Raw genomic sequence first — 20,831 nt, forward strand, 5'->3', positions numbered from 1 at the left:
TAAGCTTTTCTGACAGGAGCGTGACAAGCCATGGCAGCAGAGATCGTACCCGCCCCCAACTATGAGGATCGCGTCAGGACGTCCTTCGCGCGCCAGAACGCCATGACCACCATCGGCGCCGAACTGACGCTGGTGACGCCCGGCATCATCGAGATCGAGATGCCCTATTCGGCGGCGCTGACCCAGCAGCATGGCTTTCTTCATGCCGGCGTCATTTCGACGGCGCTGGACTCAGCCTGCGGCTATGCGGCGTTCTCGCTGATGCCGGAAAGCTCCAGTGTGCTGACCATCGAGTTCAAGGTCAATCTGCTGGCCCCGGGCCGGGGCGAGCGCTTCCTGTTCCGCGGCTCGGTGACCAAGCCCGGCCGCACCATCATCGTCGCCGACGGCCAGGCCTATGCCTTCGCCGTCGACGGCGAGGCCAAGCTGATCGCCACCATGACCGGAACGATGATGACGGTGGTCGGTCGCGATGGCATTGAAGGCTGATCCGATGCGCAAGGCCGTCAGAATTGCGAGTAGGGACGTCCTCTTCGTGATGGCGGCGCAGGCCGAATACGGTCCGCATCTGCAGCGGCTGTTCACGCCTGTCATGACAGGGGTGGGGCCGGTCGAGGCGGGTGTCAGGCTGGGCGCGGAACTGTCATGGCTGAAGTCTGAAAAGGCGCTGCCGGACCTCGTCGTGTCGCTCGGCTCCGCCGGCAGCCGGACACTGGAACAGACGGAGATCTACCAGGCCGTTTCGGTCGCCTACCGCGACATCGACGCCTCGCCATTGGGCTTCGAGAAGGGTGCGACGCCGTTTCTCGACCTGCCGGTGACGGTGCCGCTGCCGTTCAGGATTCCAGGCATAAGCGAGGCGACGCTGTCGACCGGCGCGGCGATCATTTCCGGCAGCGCCTATGATGCGATTGTCGAGGACATGGTCGACATGGAGACCTTCGCCTGCCTGCGAGCCTGCCAATTGTTCGGCGTGCCGCTCATCGGCCTGCGCGGCATTTCCGACGGGGCTGCCGATCTCAGGCATGTCGGCGACTGGAAGGAGTATCTCCATGTCATCGACGAGAAGCTGGCGGATGCGGTGACGCGGCTGGAACAGGCGATCGGCTCCGGTGCGCTGCAGTTTGGACCATCGCATGACGCGGAAACGGAGTGAGAGAGACGCCTTCGCAACCCATTGCGCCGACTCGTTTCTTTCTCTAAACGCTCGCCATGAAGATAGCCAATCATCCCGACACCGTCCTGATTGTCGATTTCGGCAGCCAGTTCACGCAGCTCATTGCCAGGCGCATCCGCGAGGCCGGCGTGTTTTCCGAGATCGTGCCGTTCCAGTCGGCCGAAGCGGCGTTCAAGCGAATCAATCCGAAGGCGGTGATCCTCTCCGGTGGCCCGGCCTCGACCGGCGACATCGGCAGCCCGCGCGCGCCGCAGATCGTCTTTGATGCCGGTGTGCCGGTGCTCGGCATCTGCTATGGCCAGATGGCCATGTGCGTGCAGATGGGCGGCGTCGCCGAAAGCTCCGACCATCGCGAATTCGGCCGCGCCTTCGTCGAGATCCAGAAGGACAGCCCGCTGTTCGAGGGCCTGTGGGCGCCCGGCCAGCGCCACCAGGTGTGGATGAGCCATGGCGACCGCGTCATCTCCCTGCCAAAGGGTTTCGAGGTGTTCGGAAAATCGGAAGGATCGCCGTTCGCCATCTTCGGCAGTGTCGAGCGCAAGATGTACGGCATCATGTTCCACCCCGAAGTGGTGCACACGCCGGACGGCGCCCGGCTGCTCCAAAACTTCGTCCATAAGATCGCCGGCATCGAGGGCGACTGGACGATGCGCGCCTACCGCGAGCACGCGGTCGAGACGATCCGCAAGCAGGTCGGCAAGGGCAAGGTCATCTGCGCGCTTTCGGGCGGCGTCGATTCCTCGGTCGCCGCACTGCTGATCCACGAGGCGGTCGGCGACCAGCTCACCTGCATCCTTGTCGACCACGGGCTGATGCGCAAGGACGAGGCCGCCGCCGTCGTGGAGATGTTTCGCCAGCACTACAATCTGCCGCTTATCCTGGTCGACGCTTCGGACCGTTTTATCGGCGCGCTCGAGGGCGAGTCGGACCCGGAAAAGAAGCGCAAGACCATCGGCCGGCTGTTCATCGAGGTGTTCGAGGAAGAGGCCGAGAAACTCGGCGGCGCCGATTTCCTGGCGCAGGGCACGCTCTATCCCGACGTCATCGAAAGCGTCTCCTTCACCGGCGGCCCGTCGGTGACGATCAAGTCGCACCACAATGTCGGCGGCCTGCCCGAGCGCATGAACATGCAACTGGTCGAGCCGCTGCGCGAACTGTTCAAGGACGAGGTGAGGGCGCTCGGCAAGGAGCTCGGCCTGCCCGACAGCTTCATTGGCCGGCATCCGTTTCCCGGCCCCGGTCTCGCCATCCGCTGCCCGGGCGGCATCACCCGCGAAAAGCTGGAGATCCTGCGCGAGGCCGATGCCATCTATCTCGACGAGATCCGCAAGGCCGGCCTCTACGACGCCATCTGGCAGGCCTTCGCCGTGCTGCTGCCGGTGCAGACCGTCGGCGTGATGGGCGACGGCCGCACCTATGAATTCGTCTGCGCGCTGCGCGCCGTCACCTCGGTCGACGGCATGACGGCGGATTTCTACCACTACGACATGGCCTTCCTCGGCGCCGCCGCCACCCGCATCATCAACGAGGTGCGCGGCATCAACCGCGTCGTCTACGACGTGACGAGCAAGCCGCCGGGCACAATCGAGTGGGAATGAGAGGAGAGTGGCGCGCAGTAGAATAGAGTAGAAGAGGATAGCTAGGGAAACTGTTATGCGGCCGTTGTAATCTATAGTGCTCGAACGGCTCCGCGATACCCCTGGCAAAGGAGACGTCCCGATGGACCCGAACAGCGGAACGACGAAGCAATCAAAGGGGTAGCGAAAAAGATGACGCTAGAGTGTATCAATCCGCGCGATCTACCGACCCCAACGACCTATACTCAAGTCGTTGTCGCAAGGGGGACCAAGCTCATATTCGTCGCTGGTCAGGAACCGGAAGACATCGACGGGAAGCTTGTAGGCCCCGGTGATCTAGCGGTTCAAGCACGCCAGGTGTTCGCCAATCTTGGTCAAGCCCTTGCCGCCGCCGGCGCCTTTCCCGAACAAGTGGCAAAGATTACGATCTACGTTGTTGATTACGAGCGCGATCGCCATCTGGCGATCATCGAAGAAGCTCGAGTGGTGCTGTTCGGCGATCACAAGCCGGCCGACGTGCTTGTAGGGGTCACCGCCCTTTCTCCCGGTTATCTCATCGAGGTTGATGCGTTCGCGGTTGTGGACGGGTAGGCCACGACCGGGCAACCGAACCAGCAGAGTCTGTCCAACGACTGGCCGTGACGGTCTTTTTCCGACGACGCTGATCGTCAGCACGTTACGAAAGCCGAGAATGATCAAGTGGGAATAGGGGGGAGTCGCCCGCATCCACGGTTAACGTCTGGTGAGAAATTTTTCTGAACGGATTATGCTTCGATGAAATCCAAGCGCCAACGCCTGAATTCCGCGATCAAGCCGAACCGGGAGCCTAAGCTCTCGCGCACCCACGCGCCTGCCGATCTTTCGCCGGTCGACTGGCAACGCGGCTTGCGCCGCCAGTTCGGACGCGAGCAGGACTTCGGGCTTGAAAATCTGACCAGCGAACCGTTTTTCTCCGAATTTCGGGTCAGCAATCCTGTTTCGAAGTCCAGCTACCGCGTGGCGATCCGAGGCTTGGGGCCGGGTGGCAATTTCTGTTCATGCCCCGATTATGCCACCAGCGAATTGGGAACCTGCAAGCACCTCGAATTCACACTTGCCTGGTTGAAGAAAAAGCGCGGTGCCAGGACAGCGTTTGCGCGCGGTTACCAGCCGGCATTTTCTGAGCTGTATCTACGCAATGAAGGCAAGCGCTGCGTGTATTTTCGCGCCGGAACGGACTGCCCGCCGGCGGTCAGCGAGGCCGCCGACGGGTTGTTCGATGCCGAACACGACGGGATGCTGCCGGACGAGCGGTTTGGTGAGTTGGAGCGCTTTATGACCGTGGTGTCGAAGTGCGGCCATGAGTTGCGGGCCTATGACGATGCGCTCGATTTTATCGCGGGAAGGCGCGATGCGGACCGGCGCGCCGCAAAGCTCGAACAATTGTTCCAGCGCGGTGCCGCCGATCCCAAGCTGCTGGCACTTCTGAAGGTGCCGCTCTATCCCTATCAGGCCGAAGGTGCGCTGTTTGCGGTGCGAACCGGCCGGGCATTGATCGCCGACGATATGGGATTGGGCAAGACCATACAGGCAATTGCCGCAGCTGAAATACTGGCGCGACACTTTGGCGTCTCGAAAGTGCTGGTGGTCTGCCCGACCTCGCTCAAATACCAGTGGCAAAGCGAGATTATGCGTTTCTCGGGGCGGGAAGGTGAAAATGCGGCACGCGTGATCAACGGCGGTCGGGCGCAGCGGCAGATGGACTACGCCTTTGACGATTTCTGCAAGATCACAAATTATGAGAAACTCAAGCCCGATCTCGACCTGATCGCGGCATGGGGACCCGAACTGGTCATCGTCGATGAAGCGCAACGGGTCAAGAACTGGAACACAATTGCCGCGCGCGCACTGAAGCGCATCGATAGCTCCTATGCGATCGTGCTTACCGGGACGCCGTTGGAAAACAAGCTGGAGGAACTGGTGTCCATCGTCCAGTTTGTCGATCAGCACCGGCTGGGGCCGACCTGGAAGCTGCTGCACGAACATCAGGTCAAGGACGATACCGGGCGTGTTACCGGCTACACCGGGCTGGAGAAGGTCAGCCAAACGCTGGCGCCGGTCATGATCCGCCGGCGCAAATCCGAGGTGCTGCGGCAACTGCCCAGCCGGACCGACCAGAATCTGCTGATGCCGATGACCGAGATGCAAATGCTCTATCATCAGGAAAACGCTGACGTGGTGGCGAAAATCGTCCAGCGCTGGCGCAAGACCAGGTTTCTGTCGGACAAGGATCAGCGCCGGCTGACCTGTGCGCTACAGAACATGCGCATGTCGTGCAACAGCACCTATCTGCTGGACCAGGAAACCGATCATGGCGTTAAGGCCGACGAACTGGCGGCGCTGTTCGAGGATTTGTTCGCCGAGCCCGACGCCAAGGCGGTGGTGTTTTCGCAATGGATGCGGACCCACGAGATCGTCATCCGCCGCCTCGAAGCGCGTAAGCTGGGCTACGTCAGCTTCCACGGCGGCGTGCCGTCCGAGAAGCGGCCGGCATTGGTCGAGCGGTTTCGCGACGACCCCGCCTGCCGCGTGTTTCTGTCCACCGATGCCGGCAGCACGGGGCTCAATCTGCAGCATGCTTCGACCCTGGTGAACATGGACTTGCCGTGGAACCCGGCGATCCTCGAACAGCGCATCGCGCGCATTCATCGCATGGGTCAGAAACGGCCGGTGCGGGTCATCAATTTCGTGGCCAAGGGCACCATCGAGGAAGGCATGCTTTCGGTGCTGGCGTTCAAACGCTCTTTGTCGGCGGGAATTCTCGATGGTGCCAGCGGCGAGATTTCGCTCGGCGGTTCGCGTCTCAACCGCTTCATGAAGGACGTGGAAAATGTCACCGGGAGCATGGGTGAGGGCGAGGCCGTAACACCGGCCGAGGAAGTGAGGAACATCGCCGCTGCAGATGCGGCCGGTTCCGCGGAAGATGTAAATGCGGATGTAGACGCTGGAGCGGGCGAGACGGCGATTGCGCGAACTGATGCGGCCGGAGCACCGCCGAGCGATACGGGTGCCGATGCCGATCCCTGGCGCGCCTTGCTGCAGGTCGGCGCCCAGTTTGTCGCCGCGCTGGCGTCCGCCAACGATCCCAGCGCACCGGCGCATCCATGGATTGAGCGCGATCCCGCCACCGGCGCGCAAAGCCTCAAAATGCCGCTGCCGCCACCGGAAACCGCGAGACAACTTGCCGATACGCTTTCTGCACTCGCGGACAGCTTGCGGGGGAAGATTGCATGACGAGCCGTGGCTGAACGCATGATCGCTTCAATCGCGCAGTACTCTTCACCGCGTAGTCGAGTGCCGCTTCCTCGCAGGCTCATCTCAGCCGGAGATCACGCACAAAGCCTCTGGGCCATTTTCGCCGCCGGGCACCCGGTCGTATGTCCAAATGGTGAGCATGCTGTTCCCGCGAATTAGTCACTGTCTGTCGCTCACTTGCCATTGCGACTGGAGCAAGATGAGATTCTCCGCCGACCACGGGCTGATGCGCAGGGAAGAGGCATCAGGCGTGGTGGAGATGTTTCGCCAGCAGCGCCGGGCACAATCGAGTGGGAGTAGCGCGGAAACCGCGGCAATAGCATGTTCAAGCTTCCATCAACCTGGAAGACAGGAATTCGATGAAGCGCTGGGTCTTGGCTGGAATAAGGCGAGTTTCGGTGACGGCGTGAATGCTGACCGACGACCCCTGCCATTCGGGCAGGATGCGTCGGAGCCGGCCAGAGGCCAAGTCTTCGGCGACGATCTTCTCGGCAAGCAGGGCGATGCCCTGGTGGTTGACCGCCAGGGCGCGGATCATCCCGACGCTGTTGAGCGTGAAGCGGCCGCGAACGCCGACATCGACCTTGTTCATCTCCTGGTGCAAAGTCCAGGTCGGGCTCCGCGGCATGCAGATGCATTCATGCTCCGCCAGGTCAGCCGGTGTCGCGGGCTCGCCTGACGCTTCGATATAGCCAGGAGACGCATAGAGGTGGCGCGAATGCCGCCCGATCAGGCGAGCGATCAGGCTGGAATCTTCCAGTTTGCCGATGCGGATCGCCACATCGAACGGCTCGGCCACCAAATCGACGCGGCGTGGGGTCAGGTCGAATTCGAACGTGATGCCGGGATAGTGCCGCGCGAAATCGCCGATGATCGGAGTGAGGTAAAGCGTGGCGAGGTCGACCGGGAGCGAAACCCGTAGGACGCCGCTCGGCTGCTCGAGCATGGCGCCGAGCTGTTCGTGCGCCAGCCGTGCCTCGTCGACGATTCGCTTGCTTCGCTCATAATAGAGCTGGCCGGCCTCGGTGAGCTCGATCTTGCGCGTCGTGCGATGCAGCAGTCTCAGGCCGATCGCCTTCTCCAGCTCGCTGATACGTCGCGACAGCGTAGAGTTTGGCATGCCGAGAGCCTCCGCCGCCTTCCGAAAGCTCCTGGCTCTGGCCACCTCCACGAACAGCGCCATGTCGTTCAAATGGCTCAACTGATTGCTCCACAGATGGGAATATGATTTCAATTCTGCCAGGTTTATCCCAAGTTCGGAATGGTGGACAAGGACTCCAACGAATGGAGAACCCTAATGAATCCACTGTTCACCCCGGCCCGCATGGGCCGCTACGTGCTTCCCAACCGGCTGGTCATGGCGCCCATGACCCGCAGCCGCGCAGCCTTCGACGGTACGCCGGGAGAGCTGGCTGCCGAATATTATGCCCAGCGCGCCGGTATCGGCCTGATCGTCACCGAAGGCACTCAGCCCTCGGATGACGGCCAAGGCTATCTCACCACCCCGGGCATCTACACGCCCGCCCATGTCGCCGGCTGGCGGTAGATCATTTCCGCCGTGCACGCCAAAGGCGGCCACATCTTCATCCAGCTCATGCACGCCGGGCGCATGTCGCATCCCGACAACACGCCGCATCACCGCCAGGGCGTCGCGCCGTCCGCGATCGCGCCGGGGACGGGCATGTTCACCGCGACCGGGCTGCAGGACATTCCCACGCCGCGCGCGCTGACGACCGAAGAAGTGCGCCGGACCGTCGCCGATTTCCGCCATGCGGCCCGCTCAGCGATCGAGGCCGGCGCCGACGGCATCGAGATTCACGGCGCAAACGCCTACCTCGTCCAGCAGTTCTTCGCGCCGAGCGCCAACGCGCGCACGGACGAATATGGCGGCTCCCTCGAGAACCGCGCCCGCTTCGCCATCGAGGTCGCAACGGCGATCGCCGAGGAGGTCGGCGCGGACCGCACCGCGATCCGCCTGTCCCCGGGGACGACCATGTGGGGGATCGATGAAGGCGCCGAAGGGCCGGACCTCTACCGCCATCTTGTCGCCGAGCTCGACAAGCTCGGGCTCGCCTATGTGCACATCATGCACCAGGGCAACGAGCCGTTGCTGGCCGATATTCGCAAGCTCTGGCACCAATCGCTGATCCTCAGCCGGCCGGGTCGTCCGCGCGACCAGATCGGAGCCGACGCAGCTTCGGGGCTGGCCGATCTCGAAGCCTATGGCCAGATGGTCCTTGCCAATCCGGACTTCGTCGTCCGGCTGAAGGCCAATGCAGCGATGAACGAGGCAGACCAAAACACCTTCTTCGGCGGCACCGCGCGAGGCTACATCGATTACCCCGCCCTAAGCGTCTAGGGACGCGGCCGTACCCGTTTTCGAGCTCCGATCAGAGCAGGGCTGGGGGAGCCACGGACCGATACCAGTTCATGACAGGAGATTAGATTGACTCAATCACCGCATCCCTCGACTGCCTCGGATAAGAAGGCACTTGCCGAGACCGCAAGCGCGACGGGGGCAAAAAAGGTCCTGCTCGTCGGCGCCACAGGATTCCTCGGAGCCAAGATTCTCCGCAACTTGGCGCTTGATGCGAGCGTTGCCGTCGTTGCGATGTCGCGAAAGGGCGCGCCCTCAAATGAGAGCGCCGACGTCGAATGGGTGCGCGGCGATATGATGGATCCAGCGTCATTGGATCGTGCGTTGCAGGGCGTGGACGTCGTAGTCAGCTCGGCTAACAGTTACATGAAGGGAAGCCTCGACACGGACTTTCAGGGCAACAAGAATCTTATAGAGGCCGCAGCAAGAGCCAATGTTGGCCGATTTGTTTTTCTCAGCATCGTTAGCTGCGAGGCGGCGTCAGCAGTGCCACATTTCCACGCCAAGAAAGTGGCCGAGGATCTAATTAAGGCCTCTGGTGTGCCATATGTATTTGTCCGCGCGCCCTCATTTCTCGATCAGAGTTCCGACTATATTGCGAAGGGTGTGAAAGCTGGCCGGTTCCTGGCGATGGGCGATAAGACTACAAAATGGTCCTATGTTTTGACAGATGATCTGGCCTCATATCTTGCAAAAGCCGCGACGTTTCCTGGTAGTGAAATCAACAACCAAACGATCGATGTCGGCTGGCGCGATGGGCCCAAGAGCCAGCAAGAGGTCGCCGATCTCGTCTCCGAGGTTATAAAGAAACGCCTCAAGGTCCGGGTTGTGCCGTGGCTGGTTTTCCGCTTGCTCGCACGCCCGGTAAGGCTGTTTTCCGAGCTTGGGTATGATCTGATTCAGATGTTCCTGTTCTTCAAGAAGGGCGTCTATGTTTCGCATATTTCGAAGCAAGAACACTACTTTGGACCCGCCCCTACATCCCGAGATGCGATCACGCGATGGGCGAAAAGTCATCAGCTAATTTCCTGATGCATATGGACTGGCTCCCAAGAGCAGCGAGATGGGGCGCCTGTTCTTCAGAATGACGGTGTTGGAAACGGGTTCGCCCGCGCGCTCACGCGCGACAACCATGCTCAGACTTTGATGGGCGGTGGAGAACTACGGTCAGTCTGCGATGCCAAGGCCCGCTTTCCTCAGCGAGCCGAGGAAAAACTCGACATCTTGCGAACGGGCCAACCGCGCCGAAACCACCTGGCGCATGTTCTTCACCAAATCAGGTTGATTTTGGTTCAGCCATGCGACCTCGCGATCAGCCGCGATTTTGTATCCTCCCTCGCCGAAAACGGCAGCGGCAAGCAAATGATAGACCGGATTCGACGGAAATGGCGATTTGTTGATCCACATAGCTGCCTGCGGATAATCCCCGCTGAAATACGAGCAAAGGGCCAGATCCACGTCATAGTAGCCTGGCCCTGGGTTCTTCTGACGCGCCTCCGCAATCAATTGGCATCCGTCATGCCAATTTCCAGAAACCGCCAGGCGCTCTCCATATTCGCCCATAAACTCGGTGTCGTTCGGGTTGATGGTCAAAGTCTGCTTGCCCACTTTCAATGCGGCATCGATCTCCTTGTGGAAATAGAGCGCAACCATTTCTGCCTGGCGTCCCCGGATGTTGACAGGATCAAGCCCCACAGATCGCCTTGCCGCCGCCAAGGCGCGATCGAGCGCAGCGGCGGACTCTGCGGGGTCGCCTGAAAACTCGAATCGATAGTCATCTATGTAGATCAGCGAGAGAAGACCCCAGGCGGTGGCGTAGGTCGGAAAGCGGTCCACCGCCTTCTCAAGGCACGCGCGTACCGATGACCGGCTTTCTGCATCGACACCGACCCGATATGCGTAGAAAGAAAGCGTGCAAGAGTAGGCGGCCCAATCGTCGGGCGGATTGACGACGTCGAGATTGGCGTCTGCCTGGAAGATGACGCCATATGCCTGGGCCAGGCTCGATGACACATTACGCGCGATGTCCGTCTGGACTTCCACAAGCTCCGCCACTTTCAGCCCGCCATCATAGCTTTCTGCCCACAGAACCGAGTTGTCCGCCCGGTTGAGCAGCCGGACCCGAAGCCGGAAGGCATCGGTCGACAGGTTCACGCTTCCGGCCAGGACAAATCGTGCCGGCGAGATCGATGGATCCTCCCCCTTTGCGGCCGACTCCACGACCACGATATCCTTGAACTTGGAAAGCTGGCTGACGACTTCCTGCCTCAATCCACTCGCGATGGCCGCCGCGGCGTGAGTGCCGTTCAGATCGTCGAATGTCTCGACCAGCAGTCGCGGAATCTCAGGCGAAGTTGGGCGGACGCCGCTCCTCGCCAATCCCAATGCCAGAACAGCCAATGCCGCGACGATTGCCGCAAGAACCACTGTCAGCCATGATGCCCTCATCCATCGACGAGGGGTCGGGACTTTCTCTGCCCACTCAACCGGCAAGGCCGGCTCAACGGTCTCGTGGGGCGATCGCGCCGAGAACGTTGGAACGTAACCGCCCTTCGGGATCGTGATGAGAATTGGATCGGCGTGTCCGGCAGTCAGGTAGTAACGCTCGAGCCCGCGCCGGAGGTGGCCAGCCTCGATGCGGACAATCGGATCCGTCTGTGGGTCGAAGGACATGTCACGGCCGAACACTTCGACTGCGATCGAATAGGCCTTGATGCGATCACCGCGACCCGCCAACGTCTCCTCCACCACATGGCTGAGGAAGCGGCGCTCGCGACCGGTTGCATCGAAGTCCGCGCTGTTGAGGATCAGGGCAAGCTGGGCACGACAATTCTCTGGGGCGAGCCTATGCTCCCTCCCTGCGGCTGGTTCGGCCCGGATCACCTTGGTTCCCTCACCTGACGTTCTGGGGGTGACCACTCCCAGTTATATTTCATTTTTCGCCGGTTACCCTCGCTGCGTAATTTATATCCGCGAGCCTGTTCTTGCAATACTCCTAGTAGTCTGAACGGATAACGCTGGGATGACGGCGATGGTTCGCGCAATGCGCCCGCGGATGACAACGGATCAAATAGTTTAGTTAGGCGGCCTCGCCGGCAGCGCAGTTTGAATTTGCGATTTTATAGGCTTGGTGCCGACCGAGTTCGCTATGGATGTTCAGAAATTACCCTGTCGCCCACGTAACTTACATTCCGCAGCCGCCTCCATGCGATAGGCTACGGTGGTTTCGGGAAAACACGAATTTGCGCCATGAGGATGGACGACGAACCGGCTGATAGGCAAAGAGCGGTCTCGGCGGCAGTGCGTCGATTCCCGCAGTTTGAATTGGCGATCCATCGGCTGATGGACCGAAGTGAGGGCTTTCAGGATATGTGCGAGGAACTTGCAGAAGCGGAGCTCGCACTGTCGAGGATCGACAAAGTCCCGCCGGCATTGCGCGAGGCTAGACGAGCCGAATGGCAGGAACTGGTGGATCGGCTGGTTGGGGAAGTCGGAGCCGTGCTGCACGCGGATGCCGCCCGCAAACCGCATGTCATTCCTTGGCCGCCACGCCAGAACTAAGCGGAGGCTGGCTTGGAATTTCTGTCTGGCAATCGAGCTGCGTGCGGTATTGGGCGGCCCCGACAGCGGACCCGACGGCTTCGGATTCCGCACGGAATCTCCCTGCTGTTCCCGAAGTAGGCCCAGAACTGTCCGTGACAGTCACGAACCAAACGAACCGCTGTCGAGATCAAAAAATGATCGGAATTTGATATCCATTAGCTGAGCAGCGCGAATACATGTAATGTTGTCACTGCGGGCGCGATCGCATCGGACATGAAATGAAAGACAGACTTAGAGGGGACTTTATATGGGGATCATCCGAGCTCTCGTGGTGGCTTCGGCGGGAACAGCGGCAACGCTGGTTGGGGTGCCGGCGATCGCTGCAGACGCTGCGACGCAACTTCCTGAAGCCGCACCCGTGCCTGCTGAAGCCGCGCCAGCCTGGACCTTCACCGCAGAGCCCTATTTCTGGATGGCAGGCATGAAGGGCAGGGTCGGCGTCAGGGGCCTGTCGCCGGTAGATATCGACGTCGATTTCAGCCAGATTTTCGACCACATCGATTGGTCTCCCCCGCCGCTCATGCTTACCGGTGAGGCGCGCAATGGCCGTTACGCTCTGTTCACCGACTTCATCTATCTGGGACTCGAGGCCGATGGCACGTCGCCCGGCCCGTTGGCTCTTTTTTCGGCCAAAGCGAACATGAACACGGTGGTGTGGACCTTCGGCGGCTCCTATCGGGTCGTCGACAATGGCACCGCGACCTTGGACGTTCTGGCCGGCGGACGGCTTTGGTACCTCGATGCGGATCTGACCGTTACTGGCCCTCTCGCCGTAAGAGAGGCCAGCGGCAGCAAGACTTGGGTCGACCCCATTATTGGTGTGGCCGGCGATGTTGCTCTCGGCAACGGATTCGGACTCCATGGCGAGGCGGATGTCGGTGGCTTCGGTGTTGGCGCCGACATCGATTGGCAGGTGCTGGGCACGCTTCAATACCGGTACAGTGATTCGGTCACGCTGGAAGCGGGCTATCGCTACCTTGCCGTAGACTACGCCGACGACGGATTTGTGTTTGACATAGCAATGCAGGGACCAATCATCGGCGCCAGATTTCGGTTCTGATCGGATCTGCGCCGGGGATAACTTCGAAACGGGAGAAGAGTTTGGGAAACTGTTTCGTGAGTCTGTCCAAAGTCAGGCGTATCAGCAACGTTTTGTTGGCGTCGGCGTTGGTTGGCCTGCTGTGGGGGTGCGCGTCCCGTCCGACGAATGTGCTGCTGCCCGTGGCCGATACCTCGCCTTCCTCCAGCAAGGTGGAGATGCTGGTCGCAACGACACGCAGTCGTTCCTCCAATCCGGCACAAATGTATACGGGCGAGCGCGGACTGGCCCCCTCGTTTGCCGAAATTACGGTTTCGATCCCTCCGCCATCCGTCCGCAAGGTTGGAGAGGTTGCATGGCCCAAGAAGCTGCCTTCAAACCCGGCGACTGATTTCGCCGTCGTGCAGGCCCAAGAATTGACGCTCCAGACAGCGAAGGGGTGGCTTAGCGCCTCTGTCAGGAAGAGCCCGGATCACAGTGTCCTCGTCTTTATTCACGGATTCAACAATCGCTTTGAAGACGCGGTCTATCGTTTTGCGCAGATCGCAAAGGACACGGACACGCAGAGCGTCCCGATCCTGGTCACATGGCCCTCCCGAGGCAGTGCGCTGGCGTATGGCTACGATCGTGAAAGCACCAACTACACGCGAAATGCGCTTGAACTGCTGTTCCAATATCTTGCACGCGATCCCCAGATAAAGGAAGTTTCGATCCTCGCCCATTCGATGGGCAACTGGCTTGCGTTGGAAGGCTTGCGCCAGATGGCCATCCGCAATGGCGGCCTTCCGGAGAAGTTCAAAAACGTCATGCTGGCCGCGCCAGACGTCGACGTCGATGTGTTTCGCACTCAGATTGCCGACATGGGCAAACAGCACCCGCAGTTCACCCTCTTTGTCTCGCAGGATGATCGCGCGCTCAAAGTTTCGCGACGGGTCTGGGGCGATATCCCCCGGCTCGGATCGATTGATCCGGAACAAGCTCCATACAAGGAAGAGCTTGCGAACAACAATATAACCGTCATCGATCTGACGAAAATCAAATCCGGAGATCCTTTGCATCACGGCAAGTTCGCGTCGTCACCGCAGATCGTTCAACTGATTGGGGCGCGTATGGCCGGCGGCCAGACCTTGACCGACAACAGGATAGGCCTCGGCGACACGATCATTCATGCAACGACCGGTGCGGCGGCAGCGGCGGGCAGCGCGGCAGGGTTGGTGATTGCGGCACCTGTTGCAGCGGTCGATCAAAACAGCAGAGAAAATTTGGGCAACCACATCGGCGCCTTGACGGGGTCCCAGACCAGCCGGAAATCGAGTGCTGGCAAGGAATGCGTTGGTTCCGCCACAAAAGATTGCAAGAAATAGTCCCTCGATTGGCCTGCGCGGAGTAACTTCGAGGTTGGCGTATCGTCTCCGGCCATATCAATGGGTGGCAGACCTGGACGCGGCACTGGATTCAACTATCGCCCGCTGCGAGCGTATTCTCTCAAAGCCGTAAGCTACAGTTATTTACGTGGTACGCGGCACACAAATAACGCAACGTAAGGTCGTATCCCCCAAGGAGGACGGCCATGAAATTCTCAAGACACGCCCGCCTGCTGATGTTTCTCGCGGCATCCAGTTTCCTCGCCGGCACGTTTGGGGCCAGCGCCCAAACGGCCATTCCCCCATCTCTCGTCACCCCGGATAAGGTCGAGACGCGCCTCGGCACGCTCGAGTTCAAGGACGGCGTGCCGAGCAGGGAAACGGCCAAAACACTCTACGACAACCTCGACTTCACCTACGCCTACCGCGCGTTCATGGACAATCTGCGCGGCGTCAGCATCGCCTCGCTGCGCAGGGGCATGATGAGCATCGGGATGAAGGATAACGAGGTTGTTGTTTTCGAACAGTTGATGGATGCCAAGTCGCTGTTCCTGACCGCGAACGCGGACACGATCTACGTCATGGGTTTCCTCGATCTCAGCAAAGGACCGGTGGTGATGGAGACGCCGCCCAAGTTTCTTGGCGCTGTGCAGGACGCCTGGTTCCGCTGGGTGATCGACGTGGGCGGACCGGGGCCTGACCGCGGAGAGGGCGGCAAGTATCTGATCGTGGGGCCGGACTACACCGGACCGCTGCCGCAGGGAGGGTTCTTTGTCGTGCGCTCCCGCACCAACGCCATCCTGTGGTTCGGCCGGTCTTTCCTTGAAAATAACGATCCCAAGCCGGCGGTCGAGGTGATCAAAAAGTTCATGAAGGTGTATCCATACGAAGTCGGCGGTGTCGGTACTCCTGTCGCTGACTTTCTGGCCGGGAAAGTCAAGCTTGGGAAAGTCGCCCCGCCTCCGCCGACTGTGTTTCACAATGGAAGCGGCAAAGTGATGAATACCCTTCCGCCGAATGACTGGAGCTTTTACGAGACGCTCAACGAGGTCGTGCAGAATGAACCGGCGACCTCGCTCGACCCGGAGTTGATGGGCCCGGTCGTCGCCATCGGCATCGTCAAGGGCAAGCCGTTCGCGCCAGACGAGCGCATGAAGAAGATCATGACCGAGGCACTGGCGCTGGCGAATGCAACCTCGCGCAGCCTGTTCATGAGTCGACGCGATCCGAGTTGGTTCTACTATCCGGATTCGTCGTGGTCGAACCTGCTGTTTCAGACCGGTTACGAGTTCGAAACACCGATCCCAGAGATCACGGCCGAGGGCGTCAAGCCCTATCCAGATACCGGCTACCGCACCATGGACGCGCGGACCTATTTCTTCTACGCATCACCGGCATTACACCGGGCATGGCCATGCGGCTGCCCGGCATCGGGTCGCAGTATCTTCTGAATTCTCTGGATGCCGACAAGAATTTCTTTGACGGGTCCAAGACCTACAAGGTGATGCTGCCGAAGGGCATCCCGGAAGAGAACTTCTGGTCGTTCACGCTGTACGACAACATGACGCGCTCGATGCTCGACACGCCGCAGCGCTATCCACGCGCCGGCAGCCAGAGCTATCCGTCGCCTGCCGCCGAGGCGGCCGCGGACGGCTCCACCACAATCTACTTCGGCCCGACCCAGCCCGACGGCGTCGCTCGGGGCAACTGGATCCAGACCGACCCGAAGAAAGGCTGGTTTACGCTCCTGCGCCTTTACAGCCCGCTCGAGCCGTTCTTCACGAAAGAATGGCGGCCGAGCGAGATCGAGCTGGTGAAGTGATGGCCGCTGGTTGTTGAAGATCGCATCCCCTAACCCAGCACGGGAGTGTGCTCGCATGAACCCGACAAGGCATTTCGCAATGCTCGCCCTGTTCATCGCCTGCTTAGTGCTGCCGATATCCGTAACGGTTACCCAAGCGACAAATTGTCGAAACGGGCATCGTCGAGCTAAAGGACTGGCCGCTGGCGGGAAGGTCCAACCCGCACCGCCCGCGGCCAGAGCATTGGAGATTATCTTCAACCCCGCGTCCACCGAGGCCGAGATTCTGGCGGTCTTTCCATACCTGGTTCCAATCCTGTCGATTCCGCCCCCGTCTGGAAGCTTCTGAAGCCCTCTCTCGATCCGGGAGCGGCGACTATTGAAAAGGCTGCTGCGGAAAGCACTCCCCTAGACGCCTGGTGGGCGCCTCCGGGAGAGACCAAATATCTGATCCTAAAGAGCGCGGAGGACCAGATTGCGCCCCCTGAAAACGGGGTGCAGCTTCAGAAGGAACTCGGCGAACGAGCGACGCTCGTCAATGTCCCCGGGGCGGCGCATCTCCTACCCTTGGAGCAGCCGGAGGAAGCCGCGTCTCGAATAGTCGATTTCCTCCGAAAACTTGACGGCTAGTGCCATCTACCCTTATGACGTCGTCCAGTTGCCGGGTGCGTGGCGAGGGTCGCCTGCGCGCTGGCGCTACGGCAGCTTTTGGCGCTTCCTGCCGGTTCTGATCGACGAGGCCGACGACGGCCTTCCACCCTGCGACGCTCAAGACGGCGTTGGAATTGCACCTTTCTTCTGCCCGCAGATCGGCGGACCATGGTGCTCCGCGCCACCCAAGAAATACACCCGCGCCCGGTGCCCAATTAGGCGTCGGGTGGAACAGAATTGCCAATTCAATTCTGTGTTTCAAACGCCAACCTCGCGTTCCGGACCCATGAAGGCAAATGAGTGGTCAGAGCGGGGTCACTGCGTGAGGCACTTGTGGCCCATTGCCATTGCCTTGTAAGTCCCCTTCAGATCGACGACAAAGGCCCCCTTGGTTTCCGGAAACACGGTCATTTTATATTTCTTCGCTACGTCGCGCTTGAACTTCGGGTCATCTGTCAAGATGTAGCCGCCAGAGTATCCACCCTTGAGTTCGCCGCTCGTGCTAGTGGCCACACCACGATAGAGATGGCCGTCAATGGAGACGAAGATGTCCGACTTGGTCCCGTTCTGAAGGCCGATATCCACCTTCGTGAACACGCCAAGATACCCGACCTCCTGATTTGCGGTAACGCCCATTTGCACCGAACTTGGGCCATCTTGGCGCACGATCAAGCAATCTCCGCGGGTTTGATTGGCATAGACCGTCCAGCCCTCGACGTCGTCCCCGTATCGGACAAGCACATCGCTGGCCTTGGGAAGGGGGTTTTGATCTTGTGCGTAGGCTGCCATCGCAGACGAAAGCGCTACTGACGTTGCCGCGATAAGTGTCATGAATTTTCGCATTGATATTCCCCTTGTGTGCAGGATTGTTTCTGGCTATGGGCGCCCCATTTCGATTGCTCAGAGTCTGCTGTCCTCTTGCGGGGTGAGGCGATATTAGGCGCTGTGAGTGACCTTGGCCGATCGGCTCACGTCAGGGAACGTAAATAACTGTAACCTACGGGCGAATGCTGGCCAGCGCACTGCGGACCGTTCAGTCCTCGACGCCATCGACGACGGCATGATGTCAGGTTTGACCCCATTGCGGCCGTTCCTGAGAGATGAGATAGCCGACATCCAGCGAACGACTGTCACGCGATAGCCATTGCCCTTTGGTCGGCTTTGGCACGGCCCGAATTCCGTTCTCTCGGAATGCGTTGTGAACCGCCTTCAGTGCCGCCCGGCAGATCGCGAATTGCTTGCCCGGTTTCGCCGTAAACCCAAATGACCAGGGCGCCGTCCTCGAGATCGGCAACCTTTGCTCTTGAATGGCTCCGATAGGTCGGGGGCAAGCTCCGGGTCCGCCGCAATTTCCTCACCGATCTCATTGAACAGCTTGAGTACCAATTCGACGTCGGTCTGAGCCACGTACACGGTCAACATCGATGCCTTTCTCAGAGAGGTCAGGCCGAGTTCGGATGACGTGGACAGGACCGCGCAGCTCTATGGCGTGTCCCTCACCGCCTCCAAGGGGGCCTTGCTCTTTTTCAGGGTTTGGCTTGCCTGATGAGCAGCGGCCGCGGTCTCCCCGCCGCCCTCGACGTGAACGGTGGGAACCGCGATCTTGATACCGTTTTCCGCGAATGCCGCCTTGATCATCATGAGTGCGCGCCGCTTGATGCCGAATTGGGTCCCGGCCTTCGTCGTCAACTTTATCCTCAGAACGATCGCGTATTCCCCAAAACTGTCGATGCCCTGCCCCTTGAGCGGCTCCATCGTGTCGGCCGCAAATTCCGGGTCTGCCGCCAGCTCCTGGCCGATCTTCTTGATGAGCTTGCGCGCCAGATCCACGTCGGAATCGTAAGTAATGTTGATTATCATCTTGTCGATCACCCAATCCCTGCTCATGTTCTGGACCGCCCCGAGCTCACCGAATGGGACGGTGTAGACGGGGCCGCGATGATGCCGCAGACGCACCGAACGCAGGCTGAAGGATTCGACCGTGCCTTTGTAGCTGCCGCTCTGGATGTATTCACCGACCCGGAAGGCGTCGTCCATCATGTAGAAGACGCCGCTCAGCACATCTTTGACCAGAGTCTGCGAGCCGAAGCCGATGGCGACGCCGAAAATTCCGGCACCCGCAATCAGCGGCGCAATCTGCACGCCGAGCCCAGCGAGGATGGTCAGAATGGTGACGGCGACTATGAACACGGCAACAGCGTGCGAAGCCGGCCGCTGCGAGCCAGTTCATCGGCGCTGCTCCCATCCGTCGGCGCGAGGTTCATCCGATATTCGATCAATGCCTTCGACAGTTGCCAAAGCATGTCGGCGATGAGCAGGATGATGATGCCGTTGAGCAGCCCGGCTATCAGGAAGCCGCCGGTCTCGCTGCCGGCGAAAGTTGCGGCCCTGAGCCGCCAGATATAGGCGAGCCATGCGACCTCCGCGGCAATGACCGCCGCCCTGGCGCCCCTGACAATGAGCACGTTGAGTACGACGCCCATCGCGCCGCTGCGCTTCGACCTGCCGGCGAAGGCCTGTGCCGCGGCGCCGACGCCGCGCAAGGCTGTCGGCAGCACCAGGGCGAAAATCCCAAGCCACAGGACGCCGAGCAGGCCGGCGACCCAAGCCACCCAGAGCACGATCAGGAACAAGGTGAGAAACGATTGCTTGACCAGAGAGCCTCGCCCGTCGGGCCGTTGCCAGACGACGTCGATTGCGGTCGCCAGAATGCCAAGCCCGAACAGGAAGGCGGCGAGCCCTGCAACCTCTCGAGAGAAGCCCAGGCCAGGCATGAGGCTGGCGATCGCCCAGCCGAACAACAGGAACCCGGCCACAAGGCTGACTCGCCAACGCCAGAAACGGGTCGAACCCTCGCTTTCGAAAAGCGGAGTCGGCCTGTCCGAGGGGTCGCTCGTCGCACCGCCGAACGCAAACAGCAATCGGGCTGCCGCGCGAACGACACGGAACGCGATGAACGCAAGAAGCAGGGTCAGAATGATCCTGCGGAGTAAGGGTGGCCATCCGAATGCCAAGAACGAACCGGCGCTGGCGCGCGCAAAAGTCAGCAGGGCGACAGTCTCGAAGAGGATCGCTTGTCCGGCGTCTTCCTGAGCAACCGCGCTCCTCGTCCTGGCGAGCGCTCGTCGGACCGCCCACTCGGCTCCGAATCCGACCGCGATCAAGGCCGCCAGAATGCCCTCGGCGAAGGGATCACAGCTCGGGATGGCATGGAGCAGCCCATCTATTACTGGGATCCGGTAATCGCGCCGAGCGGCATGGTCTTCTACGATGGGAGCCTGTTCCCCGAGTGGCGAGGAAGCATCCTCGTCGGCGGGCTGTCCAGCCTATCGCTTGTACGCCTAACGCTCTCCGCTGACCGCGTCACTGGCGAAGCTCGCTATTTGGAAGGAGCTGGTCGCATTCGCGACGTTGCTGTAGCGCGGGACGGTTCGATATTGCTTCTAACTGACGACGGCGGACAAGTTCTTCGCCTGACACGCGGGAACTAACTCAGCTAGCTTACAAAGATGGTATCATTCTCATGTGGTTTGGCGGAGCAAACAGGCCGGACTGAGCTATTTTAATGGTTGGTGGGGCCCGCCGAAAACAGAGGCATATAACGAACTGACTCAGGCGTATCTGTTCTTCGGTGCGGGTAAAGAGACTCCCGGCGAGCGGCGCGGCCCCTCATCTCCCCCAACTGGCTTTAGTGCTATGACGGGCACCATGTGCGGCAAGGTGTGCGACGTCAAAAAAATTTTCTAAACAAGATAAAAGTTATGGTGGGCCCGGAGGATGTAACAAGAACTTTGATTTCATTGACGTTTTCGTGGGCGAGATTCAGAAGTATTCCCGTATCGTTCCGCATGGCCCGCACAGCCGCCACGAACTCGAACTCAATTGTCACCTTCCCAAACAGCTACGTATCGAGCCGCTTGGTCCCACCACCAGTGCACAAACTTGCCA

At 60.4% G+C, this 20,831-nt stretch carries 14 protein-coding genes and 3 pseudogenes; 13 read left to right on the forward strand and 4 right to left on the reverse strand.

What is annotated here, in order from left to right:
- Positions 1-30: 30 nt before the first annotated feature.
- The 5 genes from BQ8482_RS06665 (at position 31) to BQ8482_RS06685 (ending at position 6,027) form a co-directional block, all read left to right on the forward strand.
- Positions 31-489, forward strand: a complete 459-nt coding sequence (locus tag BQ8482_RS06665; RefSeq protein ID WP_095494954.1) for a PaaI family thioesterase — start codon at positions 31-33, stop codon at positions 487-489.
- A 4-nt stretch (positions 490-493) separates the two neighbouring features.
- Positions 494-1,156, forward strand: a complete 663-nt coding sequence (locus BQ8482_RS06670) for a 5'-methylthioadenosine/S-adenosylhomocysteine nucleosidase (protein WP_123147431.1) — start codon at positions 494-496, stop codon at positions 1,154-1,156.
- Positions 1,157-1,212: 56 nt separating this feature from the next.
- Entirely contained in the window at positions 1,213-2,775 is a 1,563-nt protein-coding gene (guaA, locus tag BQ8482_RS06675) for a glutamine-hydrolyzing GMP synthase (RefSeq protein WP_123146751.1), read from the forward strand.
- Between the two features lie 171 nt (positions 2,776-2,946).
- The gene (locus BQ8482_RS06680; protein WP_123146752.1) at positions 2,947-3,345 is read left to right on the forward strand and encodes a RidA family protein; all 399 of its coding nucleotides are present in this window, start codon (positions 2,947-2,949) and stop codon (positions 3,343-3,345) included.
- A gap of 183 nt (positions 3,346-3,528) precedes the next feature.
- Positions 3,529-6,027 carry a DEAD/DEAH box helicase gene (locus BQ8482_RS06685; RefSeq protein ID WP_123146753.1) on the forward strand — a complete coding sequence of 833 codons (2,499 nt, stop codon included), beginning with the start codon at positions 3,529-3,531 and terminating at the stop codon, positions 6,025-6,027.
- Between the two features lie 346 nt (positions 6,028-6,373).
- Here the strand turns inward: BQ8482_RS06685 and BQ8482_RS06690 are convergent, their stop codons facing one another.
- Positions 6,374-7,249 carry a LysR family transcriptional regulator gene (locus BQ8482_RS06690; protein WP_123146754.1) on the reverse strand — a complete coding sequence of 292 codons (876 nt, stop codon included), beginning with the start codon at positions 7,247-7,249 and terminating at the stop codon, positions 6,374-6,376.
- Positions 7,250-7,345: 96 nt separating this feature from the next.
- On the opposite strand from BQ8482_RS06690, the pseudogene BQ8482_RS06695 reads away from it, so the two are divergent.
- Positions 7,346-8,407 (forward strand): annotated as a pseudogene (locus BQ8482_RS06695) (alkene reductase).
- An 87-nt stretch (positions 8,408-8,494) separates the two neighbouring features.
- Entirely contained in the window at positions 8,495-9,457 is a 963-nt protein-coding gene (locus BQ8482_RS06700; protein ID WP_123146755.1) for an SDR family oxidoreductase, read from the forward strand.
- A 135-nt stretch (positions 9,458-9,592) separates the two neighbouring features.
- On the opposite strand, the gene BQ8482_RS39000 is transcribed toward BQ8482_RS06700, so the two are convergent.
- Complete coding sequence (locus BQ8482_RS39000) at positions 9,593-10,579, reverse strand: hypothetical protein (protein WP_244602632.1); 987 nt, start codon at positions 10,577-10,579, stop codon at positions 9,593-9,595.
- 426 nt (positions 10,580-11,005) lie between these two features.
- Here BQ8482_RS39000 and BQ8482_RS39005 point away from each other — a divergent pair, with 426 nt between their 5' ends.
- From BQ8482_RS39005 to BQ8482_RS06725, 5 genes and pseudogenes are all read left to right on the forward strand, one after another.
- Positions 11,006-11,326: a hypothetical protein gene (locus BQ8482_RS39005; protein WP_244602633.1), complete on the forward strand. Its 321-nt coding sequence runs from the start codon at positions 11,006-11,008 to the stop codon at positions 11,324-11,326.
- 441 nt (positions 11,327-11,767) lie between these two features.
- A complete protein-coding gene (locus BQ8482_RS06710) occupies positions 11,768-11,986 on the forward strand; it encodes a hypothetical protein (protein ID WP_425294075.1) in 219 nt (72 codons plus the stop codon).
- Positions 11,987-12,449: 463 nt separating this feature from the next.
- Positions 12,450-13,088 carry a porin family protein gene (locus BQ8482_RS06715; RefSeq protein WP_133254701.1) on the forward strand — a complete coding sequence of 213 codons (639 nt, stop codon included), beginning with the start codon at positions 12,450-12,452 and terminating at the stop codon, positions 13,086-13,088.
- A 62-nt stretch (positions 13,089-13,150) separates the two neighbouring features.
- On the forward strand, positions 13,151-14,431 hold the full coding sequence (locus BQ8482_RS06720) for an alpha/beta hydrolase (RefSeq protein ID WP_425294082.1): 1,281 nt from the start codon (positions 13,151-13,153) through the stop codon (positions 14,429-14,431).
- Positions 14,432-14,667: 236 nt separating this feature from the next.
- Positions 14,668-16,253 (forward strand): annotated as a pseudogene (locus tag BQ8482_RS06725) (DUF1254 domain-containing protein).
- Positions 16,254-17,198: 945 nt separating this feature from the next.
- On the opposite strand, the gene BQ8482_RS06735 reads toward BQ8482_RS06725, so the two are convergent.
- Both BQ8482_RS06735 and BQ8482_RS40290 read right to left on the reverse strand, forming a co-directional pair.
- Positions 17,199-17,726 (reverse strand): hypothetical protein, encoded by a 528-nt coding sequence (locus BQ8482_RS06735; protein ID WP_123146760.1) that lies wholly within the window; start codon positions 17,724-17,726, stop codon positions 17,199-17,201.
- 639 nt (positions 17,727-18,365) lie between these two features.
- Positions 18,366-20,059: pseudogene (locus BQ8482_RS40290) on the reverse strand (mechanosensitive ion channel domain-containing protein).
- Between BQ8482_RS40290 and BQ8482_RS39020 the strand changes: the two are divergent.
- A complete protein-coding gene (locus BQ8482_RS39020) occupies positions 19,958-20,374 on the forward strand; it encodes a PQQ-dependent sugar dehydrogenase (protein WP_244602636.1) in 417 nt (138 codons plus the stop codon). The pseudogene BQ8482_RS40290 and the gene BQ8482_RS39020 sit on opposite strands and share 102 nt — an antisense overlap.
- The last annotated feature ends 457 nt before the right edge of the window (positions 20,375-20,831 follow it).

This window comes from Mesorhizobium delmotii (genome assembly GCF_900149755.1).
In the GTDB taxonomy this organism is placed as follows: Bacteria; Pseudomonadota; Alphaproteobacteria; order Rhizobiales; family Rhizobiaceae; genus Mesorhizobium; species Mesorhizobium delmotii.

Excerpts from the sequence above, each read along its gene's own strand:
- BQ8482_RS06715 (WP_133254701.1), top strand. The coding sequence starts at position 12,450 with ATGAAGGGCAGGGTCGGCGTCAGGGGCCTGTCGCCGGTAGATATCGAC.
- BQ8482_RS06670 (WP_123147431.1), top strand. The coding sequence starts at position 494 with ATGCGCAAGGCCGTCAGAATTGCGAGTAGGGACGTCCTCTTCGTGATG.
- BQ8482_RS06735 (WP_123146760.1), bottom strand. The coding sequence starts at position 17,726 with ATGCGAAAATTCATGACACTTATCGCGGCAACGTCAGTAGCGCTTTCG.
- guaA (WP_123146751.1), top strand. The coding sequence starts at position 1,213 with ATGAAGATAGCCAATCATCCCGACACCGTCCTGATTGTCGATTTCGGC.
- BQ8482_RS06665 (WP_095494954.1), top strand. The coding sequence starts at position 31 with ATGGCAGCAGAGATCGTACCCGCCCCCAACTATGAGGATCGCGTCAGG.
- BQ8482_RS06710 (WP_425294075.1), top strand. The coding sequence starts at position 11,768 with ATGGACCGAAGTGAGGGCTTTCAGGATATGTGCGAGGAACTTGCAGAA.
- BQ8482_RS06685 (WP_123146753.1), top strand. The coding sequence starts at position 3,529 with ATGAAATCCAAGCGCCAACGCCTGAATTCCGCGATCAAGCCGAACCGG.
- BQ8482_RS06680 (WP_123146752.1), top strand. The coding sequence starts at position 2,947 with ATGACGCTAGAGTGTATCAATCCGCGCGATCTACCGACCCCAACGACC.